This window comes from Halomonas organivorans (assembly GCF_014192055.1).
GTDB lineage: Bacteria > Pseudomonadota > Gammaproteobacteria > Pseudomonadales > Halomonadaceae > Halomonas > Halomonas organivorans.
Genome location: NZ_JACHXM010000007.1, coordinates 24643 through 38554, shown reverse-complemented (window position 1 = coordinate 38554; position 13912 = coordinate 24643). Strand labels below are relative to the sequence as shown.

Below are 13912 nucleotides of genomic sequence, written 5' to 3'. Positions count from 1 at the left end.
GCTTGGGTGAGGCGCTTCGCCTGGGTATCATGCATCAGCACTTCGATGGCGAACTCCCATGCAGGCAGCATCCCCAAGCGTCTCACCTCCCGAGCTTCGCCCCTATCAGCGGCAGGCCGTTACCCGGGTGGTGGAGCACTTTCGCCAGACGGACGACCCCGCCGTGGTGGTGCTGCCCACCGGCAGCGGCAAGTCGCTGGTGATCGCCGAGCTGGCGCGCCTGGCCCGCGGCCGCGTGCTGGTGCTGGCGCACGTGCGCGAGCTGGTCGAGCAGAACCATGCCAAGTACCTGGCCTATGGGCTGGAGGCCGACATCTTCAGCGCTGGACTGGGTCGCAAGGAGGCCGGGCGCCAGGTGGTGTTCGGCTCGGTACAGTCGGTGGTACGCAACCTCGAGCGCTTCGGCGCTTCCTCCGAGGGGCGGGGCGACTTCACGCTGTTGGTGATCGATGAGTGCCACCGGGTCTCGCTGGACGAGGACTCGAGCTATCGGCGGGTGATCGCCCGCCTGCGCGAGCACAATCCGCGGCTCAAGGTGCTGGGCCTGACCGCCACGCCCTATCGGTTGGGCCAAGGGTTCCTCTATCACCGCCACTATCACGGCATGGTGCGCGGCAATGACGACTGTTTCTTTCGCGACTGTGTCTTCGAGCAGCCGCTGCGGCTGATGGTCAAGCAGGGCTATCTGGCCGAGCCGCGACTGGTCGATGCGGCCGTGGAGCGCTACGACTTCTCGGCGCTCGAGCCAGGCAGCGGTGGCCTCTTCCAGGAGGCGGAGTTGAACCGGGTGGCGGCCGGCAACCGGGCGACCCCGGGCATCGTCGAGGAGGTGATCGGCCACGCCGCCGAGCGCGCCGGGGTGATGCTGTTCGCCGCAAGCCGGGCCCACGCCGAGGAGATCCTCGGCTACTTGCCCGCCGAGGAGGCGGCGCTGATCACCGGCGCCACGCCCGCCGCCGAGCGCGAGGCGATCATCGCCGCCTTCAAGGCCCGTGAGCTCAAGTACCTGGTCAACGTGGCGGTGCTGACCACCGGCTTCGATGCGCCCCACGTGGACCTGATCGCGATACTGCGACCTACCGAGTCGGTGGGCCTCTACCAGCAGATCGTCGGCCGCGGCCTGCGCCTGGCGCCGGGCAAGTCCGATTGCCTGATCCTCGATTACGCCGGCAATCCCTGGGACCTCTACGCGCCGGAGGTGGGCAGCCCCAGGCCTGCGGGCGATACCGAGCCGGTGCAGGTCGAGTGCCCGCAGTGCGGCCACGCCAACCTGTTCTGGGGGCGGCGCGACGGCGAGATCGTCATCGAGCACTTCGGCCGCCGCTGTCAGGGGCTTGTTGAACGCGCCCGCCCCCACGCGAAGAGCACAAGATCCACCAGGGAAGCGCTGGCGATGGAGCAATGTTCGTTCCGCTTTCGCTTCAAGGTCTGCGATCAGTGCGGCGCCGAGAACGACACCGCGGCGCGGCGCTGCCACGGCTGCGAGGTGCTGCTGGTGGATGCCGACGACAAGCTGCGCGAGGCGCTGAAATTACGCGACGCCCGGGTGCTGCGCGTCTCGGGCATGCAGCTCGAGGCCACCGTCAACGGCCGGGGGCTGCCGCGGCTCAAGGTCGTCTATCACGACGAGGACGGTGCCACCCTGGCCGAATGGTTCGCCCTGGAGACGCCGGCCCAGCGCGGCGCCTTCGCCGCGGTCTTCCTGCGTGACCATCTGCGCGCTCCTGGCACGCGCTGGTCGCCGACCACGCCGGAGGAGGTGATCCGCGAGCAGCGCCGGCTGCGCGCGCCGGACTTCGTGATCGGCCGCAAGGTGGGGCGACACTGGCAGGTGCGGCGCAAGCTGTTCGACTACACCGGACGCTATCGCCTCGCCGCCGAGGCGGGGTAAGTCGCGGCTTACCCTGGGACGCGCCCCTTGGTAGACTGTGCGGTCGATCATTCGCCGCCCCACCAGCCCGGAGGCCAGCCCCCGCGTGAGCGAGACGCCCCCGTCCATCGACACACCCGACGACGACCCGGGTAGCCCCGCCGACCCGCCCGTCGCCGACGGGGCCGGGGAAAGCGACGCCGAGCGCGAGGCGATCTCCCAGAGCGCCGAGGTGCTCGGGCGGCTGTTCGACGAGCCGATCACCCAGTTGCCGGAGGATCTGTACATTCCGCCGGAGGCGCTCAAGGTCTTCCTCGAGGCCTTCGAGGGGCCGCTCGATCTGCTGCTCTATCTGATTCGCCGTCAGAACCTGGATATCCTGGCCATCGACGTGGCGGCCATCACCCACCAGTACATCGAGTACGTGGAGCTGATGAAGGCCATGGAGATCGAGCTGGCCGGCGAGTACCTGCTGATGGCGGCCATGCTGGCCGAGATCAAGTCGCGCACCCTGCTGCCCAAGCCGCCGAAAGAGGGCGGTGACGACGAAGAAGAGGATCCGCGCGCCGAGCTGATCCGTCGCCTGCAGGAGTATGAGCGGCTCAAGCATGCCGCCGAGGCCCTGGCCGAGCTGCCGCGGCTGGGCCGCGACTGGTTTCCGGCCCGGGCCGGGCTGCCGCCGCTGGAGTCCCGGGTCGTGCATCCGGACGTCGAGCTCGACGAGCTGCTCGGGGCGCTGGCCGGCATCCTGCGCCGTGCCGAGCTCAACCAGGCCCACCAGGTCAGCCGCGAGGCGCTGTCGACCCGGGAGCGCATGCTGGCGATCATGGACAAGCTGCACCACGAGCGCTACACCGCCTTCGAGGCGCTGTTCACCCTTGAAGAGGGCCGTGCCGGGGTGGTGGTCACCTTCATGGCCATCCTCGAGCTGGCCAAGGAGGCGATGATCGAGATCGTGCAGAACGCCCCGCTGTCGCCGATCCACGTGCGGGCCCGCGGTGGAGCGCAGGACGATGAGGAAGAAGAGGCCTACGCTGACGACGAGGTTGAAGGGGAGAGCCCCTTCGCGGATGACGACGACCAAGGGAGCGAGTCGCCATGACCGCCATGGAATTCCCCGATACCCTGGACGAGATCCTCGAGGCCGCGCTGCTGGCGGCCGGAGAGCCGCTGTCGCTGGATCGCCTGGAAGGGCTGTTCGATGACCACGAGCGCCCGCCGCGTCGGGCACTGCGTGAGGCGCTCGGACGGCTCGAGGTGCGCCACGAGCGCGGCGCCATGGAGCTGCTGGAGACCGCCTCGGGCTACCAGCTGCGCATCCGTCCGCGCTTGTCGAGCTGGGTATCGCGGCTGTGGGACGAGCGCCCCCAGCGCTACTCCCGGGCGCTGCTGGAGACCCTGGCACTGATCGCCTATCGTCAGCCGGTGACCCGCGGCGATATCGAGGAGGTGCGCGGCGTCACGGTCAGCGGCTCGATCATGCGCACCCTGGTCGAGCGCGGCTGGGTGAGGGTGGTGGGGCATCGCGACGTGCCGGGGCGCCCGGCGGTCTACGCCACGACCCGGGCCTTTCTCGACGACTTCGGGCTCAAGACCCTCGACGAGCTGCCGCCGATGCACGAACTCAAGGAATTCGCCGAGCCGGAGGAATCGCTCGAGGACACTCCGCCGCCGCCCCAGCATGAGCTGCTGGCCCAGGCGGATGAGCCCGGGCAGGATGAGCGGGTCGAAGAGGCCCAGAGCGAAGGCGAGACGGAGGGGAATGATACCGCCGACGATATCGCACAGGATCACCTCCTCGACGCGACCAGGGCCGCCTCGACGCCCAAGCCGGGTGAGGCGGCCGGCAAGACGACAGCCGGGACGGCTGACGATGACCACGCCGGGACGGCGTCCGAGCGGACGGGGTTGAGCTTCGCCGACCTGGAAGCTCGCCTGTCCGAACGTGCCCGGGGCCGCGTCGACGATGACGCTGCTCCGGGGGCGGAACCCACTACCAGTGAGACAGACGACTGATGAGCACCACCACCGAGAAACTGCAAAAGGTCCTGGCCAGGGCCGGCCTGGGCTCGCGCCGCGAGATGGAAGCCGCCATCGCCGATGGCCGGGTCAAGGTCAACGGCCAGGTGGCGACCCTGGGTGATCGCATCGAGACCCGCGACAAGGTTGCCTTCGACGATCGCCCGGTGACCCTGCGCGCCGCCGAGGAAGTGCCGCGGCGGGTGATCATGTACAACAAGCCGGAAGGCGAGCTGTGCACCCGCAAGGACCCGGAAGGGCGACGCACCGTCTTCGATCGCCTGCCACGCCTAAAGGGGGAGCGCTGGATCGCCATCGGCCGCCTCGACATCAACACCAGCGGCCTGCTGCTGTTCACCACCGACGGCGAGCTGGCCAACCGGCTGATGCATCCCTCGACCCAGATCGAGCGTGAGTACGCCGTGCGGGTAATGGGTGAGGTCCAGCCGCAGAACGTCAAGGCCATGGTCGAGGGGGTGATGCTCGACGATGGCCCGGCGCGCTTTACCGACGTTCAGGAGTTCGGCGGCGAAGGCATCAACACCTGGTTCCATGTGGTGATCATGGAGGGGCGCAATCGCGAGGTGCGCCGGCTGTGGGAGTCGCAGGGCCTGACCGTCAGCCGCCTCAAGCGAGTGCGCTACGGCAACATCTTCCTCGACAAGCGGGCCAAGGCCAGCGAATGGGTGGAGCTCAGCCAGGAGGAGGTCGACGACCTGGCCGAAATGGCCGGACTGCCATCGCGCAAGGTGCCTGAGCTGACGCCCGACGAGAAGAACCGCTGGAGTCGCGACAAGCACAAGCGCCGTCCGGTGCAGGCGATGCGCAAGCCCAAGTCGCGTCGCTGAGCCTGAGGGTGGCGCTGTCGGTGCTCGTGCTGACGGCAAGCACGAGCACCGCCGGTCCTGCTGCCGGGAAAGTCGATCAAAGGCAAAAAAGTCCTTGCCAGGCCGGGGGCATATCCGTATTATCTGCACCCGTTCGGAGGGGTCGTTAGCTCAGTTGGTAGAGCAGTTGGCTTTTAACCAATTGGTCGTAGGTTCGAATCCTACACGACCCACCATCCGAACCTGGATTCATGGCGACTGAGCCGCCATGCATCACGGGTCGTTAGCTCAGTTGGTAGAGCAGTTGGCTTTTAACCAATTGGTCGTAGGTTCGAATCCTACACGACCCACCAGATTCGACGCCCCTGCCTCCCCGAGGCAGGGGCGTTTTTCATGCGTGAGCGGTCGACGACTCGGCCGGCCGCGGGCCTTGCAAGGGGATCATGACGGCGTCATGATCGAGGGCTGTCATTTTTCTTGCACGGTGCGGGCGCGGCGCGCGCGTTCCGGCTAGAATGGAGACGGGTCGGCCACGGCGGTAGACGCGACGGTTGACCCACGGGTGTGTCGCGGCGTGCGGAGCGCACGTGCGTTGGCACCTGGTGCAATGCAGGGGGAGCCCCTGCCGGTCACAGTGGTAGACACGATGACGATCATGACTTCCCGCGCCGAGCTGCGTGAGCAGCTGGCACGTTCCTATTGCCCCACGCGTATTCCCGCCGAGGATCAGGCCCGCATCGAGGAGATCAAGCGTCTGCTCGCGGCCAACAACGCCGTGCTGGTGGCCCACTATTACACCGACGATGCCATCCAGCAGCTCGCCGAGGAAACCGGCGGCTGCGTGGCGGATTCGCTGGAGATGGCGCGCTTCGGCGCCCGTCATCCCGCCGACACCCTGGTGGTGGCGGGCGTACGCTTCATGGGCGAGACGGCCAAGATCCTCTCGCCGGAGAAGCGCGTGCTGATGCCCACCCTGGAGGCGACCTGCTCGCTGGACGTGGGCTGCCCGGCCGACGAGTTCAGTGCCTTTTGCGACCAGCATCCCGACCGCACCGTGGTGGTCTACGCCAATACCTCGGCGGCGGTGAAGGCGCGTGCCGACTGGGTGGTGACTTCGTCGATTGCGGTGGACGTGATCGAGCACCTGAAGGCACGCGGCGAGAAGATCCTGTGGGCGCCGGACAAGCATCTTGGCGGCTATATCCAGAAGCAGACCGGTGCCGACATGCTGCTGTGGGACGGGGCCTGCATCGTTCACGAGGAGTTCAAGGCCAAGGGCGTCGAGGACCTCAAGGGCCTGTATCCCGATGCCGCGGTGCTGGTGCATCCCGAGTCGCCGGCCTCGGTGGTCGAGCTGGCCGACGTCGCGGGCTCTACCTCGCAGCTGATCAATGCCGCCAAGGCGCTGCCCAACGAGGAACTGATCGTGGCCACCGACCGCGGCATCTTCTTCAAGATGCAGCAGGCGGTGCCCGAGAAGACCCTGTTCGAGGCGCCCACTGCCGGCAACGGTGCCACCTGCAGGAGCTGCGCCCACTGCCCGTGGATGGCGATGAATGCCCTGGACAACCTGGCCAGCGCGCTGCGCGAGGGCGAAGGTGAGATCCACGTTGGCGACGAGCTGCGTCAGGCGGCGCTCAAGCCGCTCACGCGGATGCTCGAGTTCAATCGCTAGGCGTCGCCGGGAGCTGGAAGAGCGCCCGCCGGGCTTCGCCCGGAGCTTGAAGTCATAAGCTTGAAGCTGGAAGAAAACCCTTGACCCGATGATGGCGGGGTTCATGCTGTCTTCCAGCTTCCAGCTTCCAGCTTCCAGCTTCCAGCTTCCAGCTTCCAGCTTCCAGCTTCCAGCTTCCAGCTTCCAGCTTCCAGCTTCCAGCTTCCAGCTGTCAGCTGTCAGCTGTCAGCGAAAGTCCTCCATCGTCTCCCGATAGCCGACGAAGGCCTCGCGGCGCTGCTCGACCTTGGCCAGGGCGTTGGCATCGCCGCTTTCCTCGGCGACCTCCTTGGCCACGTCGAGCTGCTCGATGCCGCGGTCGATGTGGCCGGTCAGCTGCAGCTGTTCGGCGCGGGCCAGGTGTCCCCAGGCACGGTGGCCGCTGCGCCCGGCGGCCTCGGCCAGCAGCGTGAACACCTGCGGATCCTCCGGTCGCCGGGCGGCCAGCTCACGCAGTATCCGGTAGGCGTCGTCGGGATCGCGCTGCAGCAGGGCCTCGCCCAGCAGCAGGCTGGCCGGGACGTAGCCGGGCATCAGCCGCAGCTGGTGTCGGCTGCGATCGATAGCGTCGTCCACTCGTCCTGCGTCAAGCGCCACCTTGGCGGCGGATGCCGGGATCAGGGCCAGATCCGGCAGCTGCGAGGCCAGGGCGTCCAGGGTCGAGAGCGCGGCATCGGTGCGGCCTTCCTGGGCATCGATCAGCGCCGTCAGGTAGCGCCGGGCCGACTCCGGCGCGCCGCCTCGGGCCAGTCTTGTCTGCGCCTGACGGGGGGCCTGATCGTGGATGGCCAGCAGGGCCCGGGCACGCACCAGCTGGAATTCGATGTCGTCGTGCCGCGGCGAGGTGACGGAGAGCTGGGCTACCCGCGCCTGGGCGTCGCTGATACGCGATTCGGTCATCGGGTGGGTGAGCAGGAATTCCGGCGGATTACCGCCCTGCAGGGCGACCATGTGCTGCATGGTGCGAAACATCTCGACCATGGCCTGGGGGTCGTAGCCGGCGTCGGCCAGGGTCTGCAGGCCCAGCCGGTCGGCCTCGCGTTCGAAGCGTCGCGAATAGGCCAGTTGATCCTGCACGAGCGCGGCCTGCGAGCCCATGGCGGCGGCGATACCGGCGTCGCCGCCGCCGCCTGCGGCGATCAGCATGCCGGCGAGCATGGCCGCCATGGCCGGGATGCGGGTCTGCTCGGCGCGCGCCTGGCCGCGGGCGAAGTGGCGCTGAGAAAGATGGCCGAGTTCGTGGGCGAGCACCGAGGCCAGCGGGGCCTCGCCCTCGGCGAAGGCGAACAGCCCCGCATTGACGCCGATCACGCCGCCGGGCACGGCGAAGGCGTTGAGGCGCTCGCTGGCGACCAGAGTGATCACCGGGTCGATGCCGCCGACGTGACTGTAGGGCAGTAGTCGCGCCACCAGCGAGGCCAGGTAGTCGGCGGCGATGGGATCCTGCCATAGCGGGGCGTGGGCGCGGAACTGGCGCAGCCAGGCCCGGCCCAGCCGGACCTCCTCGCCGCTCACCGCCTGGGTGCTGCCGCTGACCAGGCTCGGTAGCTCGAAGGTCGGCTGCTCGTCGAAGGCCGAGGTGGTCGTCGCCCGGTTGGGGAGATCGAGTGCCAGCTCCTGGTCGAAGGCCGAAGCGCTCAATGCCTGGCATAGAGCGAGGGCGGGCAGGCAGGGCAGGAGTCGACGCAGCATGGTCATCCTCGTCGGGCGCGAGCGGGAGCGGAATCCCTCCGACATTGATTCGGGGGGGAAAGTGCCTTTAAATCGCAGGCAATCATGCCACATGCGGCGACTGCCGCGTCGGCATGCCTCAGGCATTCTCCCGGGAGACATCATGGCTGTGCAACCCGACGACGTCCTCGATGCACGGGGACTTCCCTGTCCGCTGCCTTTGCTCAAGGCCAAGCAGGCGCTGTCGCGCCTTGCCCCCGGCCAGGTGCTGGAGGTGATGGCCACCGATGCCGGCTCCTGGCGCGACTTCGAAACCTTCATCGCCCAGAGCGGGCACGAAATGCCGGCCAGAGAGGAGCGGGGCGAGGTCTACCATTACTGGATCCTCAAGGCTGGGGAGGCGTCCCGATGACGCTGAGATCGGTACTGCGCGGCTGGGTCGACCATTACCTCTCCGACGAGGAGGCGGTGATCCTGCTGGTGGTCCTGGTGGTGGGCTTCGCGGTGGTGATCTGGCTGGGCAGGATGCTCGCGCCGTTCCTCACTGCCCTGGTCATCGCCTTCCTGCTGCAGGGCGGGGTCAATGCCTTGACCCGCCGCCGCGTGCCGCATTTCCTGGCGGTGATGCTGGTCTACCTGGCCTTCATCGGCGTGCTGCTGGCCATGGCGCTGATCCTGCTGCCGCTGATCTGGACCCAGCTGGTCAACCTGGTGCAGGAGACGCCGAGGATGTTCGCCAGCGGCCAGCAGTTGCTCGACAACCTCCAGACCCGCTATCCGCAGTTGATCACCCCGGACCAGATCCAGAACTGGGTGGGCATGGCCGGCCGCGAGGTGACCCAGCTCGGCCAGCGGGCGCTGTCGCTGTCGCTGGCCTCGCTGGGCAATATCGTGGGGCTGATCGTCTACCTGGTGCTGGTGCCGATCCTGGTGTTCTTCATGCTCAAGGATCGGGATCGGCTGGTGGGCTTCGCGGTGTCGCTGCTGCCGCGCCGGCGCGGGCTGATGACGCGGGTGTGGCAGGAGATGGACGCCCAGATCGCCAACTACGTGCGCGGCAAGGTTACCGAGATCGTGATCGTCGGTACCGTGGCGTTCTTCACCTTCGCCTTCTTCGGCCTGCCCTATTCGGCGCTGTTGGCGGTGCTGGTAGGGCTGTCGGTGCTGGTGCCCTACATCGGCGCCGCGGTGGCGACGGTGCCGGTAGCGGCGGTGGCCGGTTTCCACTTCGGTGTAGGCGAGCAGTTCCTCTATGTGCTGATCGCCTACGGCGTGATCCAGGCGCTGGATGGCAACGTCCTGGTACCGGTGCTGTTCTCCGAGGCGGTGAACCTGCATCCGGTGTCGATCATCCTGGCGGTGCTGTTCTTCGGTGGCGTCTGGGGATTCTGGGGGATCTTCTTCGCCATCCCGCTGGCTACCCTGCTCAAGGCGCTGGTCTACGCCTGGCCCCGGGGCATCCAGCAGCATCGCCAGGAGGAGGCGGCCACCCAGCCCGAGGCGATGGAAGAGTCCTGAGGCCGCCATGTCGGCGGCCTCAGGGTCCGCCGGCGGGCGCTCATGCCTGCCGTGCGTCGTGCCTCACTGGCCGCCGTGCAGCGCCTGGGCGGCCGCCAGCACCTCGTCGGCGTGCCCCTTGACCTTCACCTTGCGCCATTCGCGAGCCAGCTTGCCGTCGGCGTCGATCAGGAAGGTGCTGCGCTCGATCCCCAGGTGCTCCTTGCCGTAGAGCTTCTTGAGCTTGATCACGTCGAACAGCTTGCACACCACCTCGTCCTTGTCGGAGAGCAGGGTGAAGTTGAAGGATTGCTTGGCCTTGAAGTTCTCCTGGGCGCGGATGCCGTCCCGGGAGACGCCGACGATCACCGTGTTGGCGGCGTCGAAGTCATCCTTGCGGTCGCGGAAGTCGCCGCCCTCGGTGGTACAGCCGGGCGTGCTGGCCTTGGGATAGAAATAGACCACTACCTGGCGACCGCGCAGTTCCGAGAGGCTCAGGGTGGTATCGCCGGTGGCGGTGGCGGTGAAGTCGGGCACCGGCTGGCCGAGGCTGACGCTCATGGGCATGTCTCCAATCGGGGGGAATGAAGGGAACGATTACACGCAACCCGCCGGCGACTGTAAAGTCGCCGCTGTACAGGCTCTCGAGCCCTGAGTACCATTTGACCCTTGGCATCGAGCCCGCGGGTGAAAGCGGGTATCCCATGGCGACCGAGGCGCTGCGGTCGTCCGGCAGGTAGCGAGAGGACAAGAAGAGGATGATCACGGGTAGCATCGTCGCGCTGGCGACACCGATGAAGGTCAATGGCGATATCGACTGGGAGGCCCTGCGGGCCCTGGTCAACTTCCATCTGGACAACGGCACCGATGCCATCGTCGCGGCGGGCACTACCGGCGAGCCGACCACCATGTCGTTCGCCGAGCACTTCGACGTGATCCGTGCCGTGGTCGAGGAGGTCGGCGGGCGCATCCCGGTGATCGCCGGCACCGGCGCCAATGCCACCTCCGAGGCGGTGGAACTGGCGCGTTACGCCAGCGAGGTGGGGGCGGACTACTGCCTGTCGGTCTGCCCCTACTACAACAAGCCCACCCAGGAAGGCCTCTACCAGCACTTCAAGGCCGTGGCCGAGGGCAGCAACCTGCCGGTGATTCTCTACAACGTGCCGGGACGCACCTGCTCGGATCTTTACAACGAGACCGTGCTGCGGCTGGCCGAGGTGGATAATATCGTCGGCCTCAAGGATGCCACCGGCAACCTGGAGCGGGCAGAGGACCTGATCGCCCGACTCAAGGGCAGCGACTTCATGCTCTATTCCGGCGACGACGGCACCGCCTGCGACTTCATGCTGATGGGCGGCCACGGCGATATCTCGGTGACGGCCAACGTCGCTCCCCGCGCCATGCACGAGCTGTGCGCCGCCGCGGTCGCCGGTGAAGCCGACAAGGCTCACCAGATCAATACTCGCCTGATGCCGCTGCACACCAACCTGGGCATCGAGGCCAACCCGATTCCCGTCAAGTGGGCCCTCAACCGCATGGGGCTGGCCGAGGCGGGCATTCGCCTGCCGCTGACCTGGCTCTCCGAGAAATACCACTCCACCGTCAGCGAGGCCCTGCAGCTGGCCGGTGTGATCGACGATTGAGCGGTGCACGGCGCCGCAACCTGGACAACTTGAGCAAGGTGGACGCATGAGCTCTGCGCTGAAATGGATGCCGCTCGTGGCGGCGCTGGCCCTGGCCGGCTGTGCCCGCGATGGCTATTACGACGACCGAGGCGTCGATTACGCCGAGGCCGAGCCGAGCGCGCCCCTGGTATTGCCCGATAGCCGTGATAACCGTCGCTATCGCGATGCCATGCCGGTGCCCAAGGCGCAGGGCGCCTTCGTCTCACAGGGCGATGAGTTTCGGGTGCCGCCGCCTCGTGCCATGGGCGCCGGCAGCGGCGTGGAAGCCGGCGGTGTCGCCATGCGCGAAGTCGGCAACCAGCGTTGGCTGGTGGTGGGCGCCGAACCCGGCGTGGTGTGGTCGGAGCTCGAGGATTTCGTGGCCGAGCGCAACCTGGCGGTGACTCGCCGCGACGCCGATGCCGGGCTGCTGGTCACCGACCAGGCACGCTTCAGCGTTCGCCCCGGATTGCAGAGCGGTGCCAGCGAGCTGCGCTGCGAGCAGGGCGGGGGCCCCCAGGAAGGCTGCCTGCGCGCCCTGCAGCGTCGCTTCGAGGCACGCGGCGCCACCGCCAGTGCTTCCTCGCTGGCAGTTCAGCGCCCCGAGGATCGTCCCCGTCCCCTGCTCACCCAGCAGGCCGGCGAATGGCGCCTGGAGCTGCCCTTCGACCTGGAACGCACCTGGGCCGAGCTCAGCTATCAGCTCGAAGCGGATTTCGCATTGGAAGGACGCCGCGAGCTGCTCGAGCAGGATGTCGACGCGCATGTCTTCCTGGTCGACTACCTGACGCTGAGCGCGCGCAGCGAGGGCATGTGGGAGACCCTGACCAGCTTCGGCGGCGAGGATCCCCAGCGCATCCGTCTGTCGCTGGAGGCCGTGGGGCCCGAGCGTACCGTGCTGCATGCCCGCTCCGCGGACGATCGCGAGCTCACCGCCGAGGATCGGCGCGAGCTGCTCGAGCGGCTGGCGGGCCTGCTGGGCTGATGACGGAGGTCTCGGCCAGGGAGGTCCCTCCGGGGCGGCTGCATTTCGCCTCCCTGGGCAGCGGCAGCAAGGGCAATGCCACCCTGGTCAGCGATGGCGAGACGCGGCTGCTGGTCGACTGCGGCTTCGGCCTCAAGGAGACCGAGCGTCGCCTGGCCCGCTTCGATCTCCATCCCCGCCAGCTCGACGCCGTGCTGGTGACCCACGAGCACGGTGACCATGTGCGTGGGGTCGGTCCCCTGGCGCGGCGACATGGCGTGCCGGTGTATCTCACGCCCGGCACCTGGCTGGCGGGCAAGCTCGGCGAGGTGCCCCACCGGCACTGGATCACGCCCCAGGCGCGCTTCAGCGTCAAGGGCATCGAGATCGATCCGGTCACCGTGCCCCACGATGCTCGCGAGCCGGTGCAGTTCCGCCTGGGCGCCGCCGGGCGCCGGCTGGGCCTGCTCACCGACCTGGGTCACCCCAGCGAGCATGTCGTCGAGGCCTTCCAGGGGTGCGATGCCCTGATCCTCGAGTGCAACCACGACGTTCACCTGCTCGAGACCGGCCCCTATCCGCCCAGCCTCAAGCGGCGCGTCGGCGGCCGCTGGGGGCACCTGGCCAATGGCCAGTCCGCCTGGCTGCTGCAGCGCCTGGGGCTGGATCGCCTGCAGCACATCGTCTGCTCGCACCTTTCCGAACACAACAATCGCCCCGAGCTGGCGCTGGCGGCCCTGTCGCCCCTGCTCGATGGCGACGATTCACGCCTGACGGTGGCGGCCCAGGACCAGGGGCTGGACTGGCAGGCGATCACCTGAGATTCCAGAATTCCATCTGACAGTTGCCTGTGGAGGCTCCCCATGGAAAAGCGTCAAGAACTCTACGCCGGCAAGGCCAAGTCCGTCTTCGCCACCGACGACCCGGATCGCCTGATCCTGCACTTCCGCGATGACACCAGCGCCTTCGACGGCGAGCGCATGGAGTCGCTGGCGCGCAAGGGCAAGGTCAACAACCGCTTCAACGCCTTCATCATGGGCAAGCTCGAGGCCGCGGGCATCCCGACCCACTTCGAGGGACTGCGCTCCGATACCGAATGCGTGGTCAAGAACATGGACATGCTGCCGGTGGAGTGCGTGGTGCGTAACATCGCTGCCGGGGGCCTGGTCAAGCGCCTCGGCGTGGAGGAGGGCAGCGAGCTCAATCCGCCGACCTTCGAGCTGTTCCTCAAGAACGACGCCCTCCACGATCCGATGATCAACGAATCCCTGGCCGAGACCTTCGGCTGGGCGACGCCGGAGCAGTTGGCCGAGATGAAGGCGCTGACCTTCAAGGTCAACGAGGTGCTCAAGCAACTGTTCGCCGACGGCAACCTGCTGCTGGTCGACTACAAGCTCGAGTTCGGACTGTTCAAGGGCCAGATCGTGCTGGGTGACGAATTCTCCCCGGATGGCTGTCGCCTGTGGGACGCCGAGACCCGCGAGAAGCTCGACAAGGATCGCTTCCGCCAGGGCCTGGGCGGCGTGATCGAGGCCTATGAAGAAGTGGGCAAGCGGATCGGCGTCGACTTCGACTGAATTCGCGAGTTCGCGAGTTCGCGAAGCGGTCATGGGAAGGCGGCCCTCGGGCCGCCTTCCTGCGTTCTGACGGTGTCTGCAGGCCGGTTCCAGCCTCTTATTCTTTGGT

14 protein-coding genes and 2 tRNA genes are annotated in these 13912 nt (G+C 67.5%); 14 read left to right on the top strand and 2 right to left on the bottom strand.

The window, feature by feature from the left end; translation table 11 throughout:
* Nucleotides 1–58 precede the first annotated feature (58 nt).
* The 8 genes from radD to FHR96_RS09275 all read left to right on the top strand — a co-directional run bounded on the left by radD (nucleotide 59) and on the right by FHR96_RS09275 (nucleotide 6647).
* A complete protein-coding gene (radD, locus tag FHR96_RS09310; protein ID WP_183387400.1) occupies nucleotides 59–1891 on the top strand; it encodes a DNA repair helicase RadD in 1833 nt (610 codons plus the stop codon).
* A 193-nt stretch (nucleotides 1892–2084) separates the two neighbouring features.
* Entirely contained in the window at nucleotides 2085–2972 is an 888-nt protein-coding gene (locus FHR96_RS09305; protein WP_183387525.1) for a segregation/condensation protein A, read from the top strand.
* The gene (scpB, locus tag FHR96_RS09300) at nucleotides 2969–3886 is read left to right on the top strand and encodes an SMC-Scp complex subunit ScpB (RefSeq protein ID WP_183387399.1); all 918 of its coding nucleotides are present in this window, start codon (nucleotides 2969–2971) and stop codon (nucleotides 3884–3886) included. Before FHR96_RS09305 ends, scpB begins: the two co-directional genes overlap by 4 nt.
* Nucleotides 3886–4737, top strand: a complete 852-nt coding sequence (rluB, locus tag FHR96_RS09295; protein WP_183387398.1) for a 23S rRNA pseudouridine(2605) synthase RluB — start codon at nucleotides 3886–3888, stop codon at nucleotides 4735–4737. Before scpB ends, rluB begins: the two co-directional genes overlap by 1 nt.
* A 139-nt stretch (nucleotides 4738–4876) precedes the next feature.
* Nucleotides 4877–4952: transfer RNA gene (locus tag FHR96_RS09290), tRNA-Lys, on the top strand.
* 41 nt (nucleotides 4953–4993) lie between these two features.
* Nucleotides 4994–5069: transfer RNA gene (locus FHR96_RS09285), tRNA-Lys, on the top strand.
* A gap of 293 nt (nucleotides 5070–5362) precedes the next feature.
* Complete coding sequence (gene nadA / locus FHR96_RS09280; protein ID WP_183387397.1) at nucleotides 5363–6391, top strand: quinolinate synthase NadA; 1029 nt, start codon at nucleotides 5363–5365, stop codon at nucleotides 6389–6391.
* A 103-nt stretch (nucleotides 6392–6494) separates the two neighbouring features.
* Entirely contained in the window at nucleotides 6495–6647 is a 153-nt protein-coding gene (locus tag FHR96_RS09275; RefSeq protein WP_183387396.1) for a hypothetical protein, read from the top strand.
* On the opposite strand, the gene FHR96_RS09270 is transcribed toward FHR96_RS09275, so the two are convergent.
* Nucleotides 6617–8128: a M48 family metalloprotease gene (locus FHR96_RS09270; protein WP_183387395.1), complete on the bottom strand. Its 1512-nt coding sequence runs from the start codon at nucleotides 8126–8128 to the stop codon at nucleotides 6617–6619. The two genes, FHR96_RS09275 and FHR96_RS09270, sit on opposite strands and share 31 nt — an antisense overlap.
* Nucleotides 8129–8264: 136 nt before the next feature.
* Between FHR96_RS09270 and FHR96_RS09265 the strand changes: the two genes are divergently transcribed.
* Both FHR96_RS09265 and FHR96_RS09260 read left to right on the top strand, forming a co-directional pair.
* On the top strand, nucleotides 8265–8513 hold the full coding sequence (locus FHR96_RS09265; RefSeq protein WP_183387394.1) for a sulfurtransferase TusA family protein: 249 nt from the start codon (nucleotides 8265–8267) through the stop codon (nucleotides 8511–8513).
* On the top strand, nucleotides 8510–9619 hold the full coding sequence (locus FHR96_RS09260) for an AI-2E family transporter (RefSeq protein ID WP_183387393.1): 1110 nt from the start codon (nucleotides 8510–8512) through the stop codon (nucleotides 9617–9619). Before FHR96_RS09265 ends, FHR96_RS09260 begins: the two co-directional genes overlap by 4 nt.
* Before the next feature lie 63 nt (nucleotides 9620–9682).
* On the opposite strand, the gene FHR96_RS09255 is transcribed toward FHR96_RS09260, so the two are convergent.
* Nucleotides 9683–10159 (bottom strand): peroxiredoxin, encoded by a 477-nt coding sequence (locus FHR96_RS09255; RefSeq protein ID WP_183387392.1) that lies wholly within the window; start codon nucleotides 10157–10159, stop codon nucleotides 9683–9685.
* 197 nt (nucleotides 10160–10356) lie between these two features.
* Here FHR96_RS09255 and dapA point away from each other — a divergent pair, with 197 nt between their 5' ends.
* From dapA to purC, 4 genes are read left to right on the top strand one after another with little or no spacing between them, the layout of a single operon-like run.
* Nucleotides 10357–11241, top strand: coding sequence for a 4-hydroxy-tetrahydrodipicolinate synthase (gene dapA, locus FHR96_RS09250; RefSeq protein ID WP_183387391.1), 885 nt, complete (start codon nucleotides 10357–10359; stop codon nucleotides 11239–11241).
* Nucleotides 11242–11287: 46 nt separating this feature from the next.
* On the top strand, nucleotides 11288–12247 hold the full coding sequence (locus FHR96_RS09245) for an outer membrane protein assembly factor BamC (RefSeq protein ID WP_246392875.1): 960 nt from the start codon (nucleotides 11288–11290) through the stop codon (nucleotides 12245–12247).
* The gene (locus FHR96_RS09240) at nucleotides 12247–13047 is read left to right on the top strand and encodes an MBL fold metallo-hydrolase (protein WP_183387390.1); all 801 of its coding nucleotides are present in this window, start codon (nucleotides 12247–12249) and stop codon (nucleotides 13045–13047) included. The genes FHR96_RS09245 and FHR96_RS09240 overlap by 1 nt, the downstream gene beginning before the upstream one ends.
* A 42-nt stretch (nucleotides 13048–13089) precedes the next feature.
* Complete coding sequence (gene purC / locus FHR96_RS09235) at nucleotides 13090–13803, top strand: phosphoribosylaminoimidazolesuccinocarboxamide synthase (RefSeq protein ID WP_183387389.1); 714 nt, start codon at nucleotides 13090–13092, stop codon at nucleotides 13801–13803.
* Nucleotides 13804–13912 lie beyond the last annotated feature (109 nt).

What these genes read in the sequence shown, in the direction of transcription:
- radD (WP_183387400.1), top strand. Translation starts at nt 59, where the DNA reads ATGCAGGCAGCATCCCCAAGCGTCTCACCTCCCGAGCTTCGCCCCTAT.
- scpB (WP_183387399.1), top strand. Translation starts at nt 2,969, where the DNA reads ATGACCGCCATGGAATTCCCCGATACCCTGGACGAGATCCTCGAGGCC.
- rluB (WP_183387398.1), top strand. Translation starts at nt 3,886, where the DNA reads ATGAGCACCACCACCGAGAAACTGCAAAAGGTCCTGGCCAGGGCCGGC.
- nadA (WP_183387397.1), top strand. Translation starts at nt 5,363, where the DNA reads ATGACGATCATGACTTCCCGCGCCGAGCTGCGTGAGCAGCTGGCACGT.
- FHR96_RS09275 (WP_183387396.1), top strand. Translation starts at nt 6,495, where the DNA reads ATGCTGTCTTCCAGCTTCCAGCTTCCAGCTTCCAGCTTCCAGCTTCCA.
- FHR96_RS09270 (WP_183387395.1), bottom strand. Translation starts at nt 8,128, where the DNA reads ATGACCATGCTGCGTCGACTCCTGCCCTGCCTGCCCGCCCTCGCTCTA.
- FHR96_RS09265 (WP_183387394.1), top strand. Translation starts at nt 8,265, where the DNA reads ATGGCTGTGCAACCCGACGACGTCCTCGATGCACGGGGACTTCCCTGT.
- FHR96_RS09260 (WP_183387393.1), top strand. Translation starts at nt 8,510, where the DNA reads ATGACGCTGAGATCGGTACTGCGCGGCTGGGTCGACCATTACCTCTCC.
- FHR96_RS09255 (WP_183387392.1), bottom strand. Translation starts at nt 10,159, where the DNA reads ATGAGCGTCAGCCTCGGCCAGCCGGTGCCCGACTTCACCGCCACCGCC.
- dapA (WP_183387391.1), top strand. Translation starts at nt 10,357, where the DNA reads ATGATCACGGGTAGCATCGTCGCGCTGGCGACACCGATGAAGGTCAAT.
- FHR96_RS09245 (WP_246392875.1), top strand. Translation starts at nt 11,288, where the DNA reads ATGAGCTCTGCGCTGAAATGGATGCCGCTCGTGGCGGCGCTGGCCCTG.
- FHR96_RS09240 (WP_183387390.1), top strand. Translation starts at nt 12,247, where the DNA reads ATGACGGAGGTCTCGGCCAGGGAGGTCCCTCCGGGGCGGCTGCATTTC.
- purC (WP_183387389.1), top strand. Translation starts at nt 13,090, where the DNA reads ATGGAAAAGCGTCAAGAACTCTACGCCGGCAAGGCCAAGTCCGTCTTC.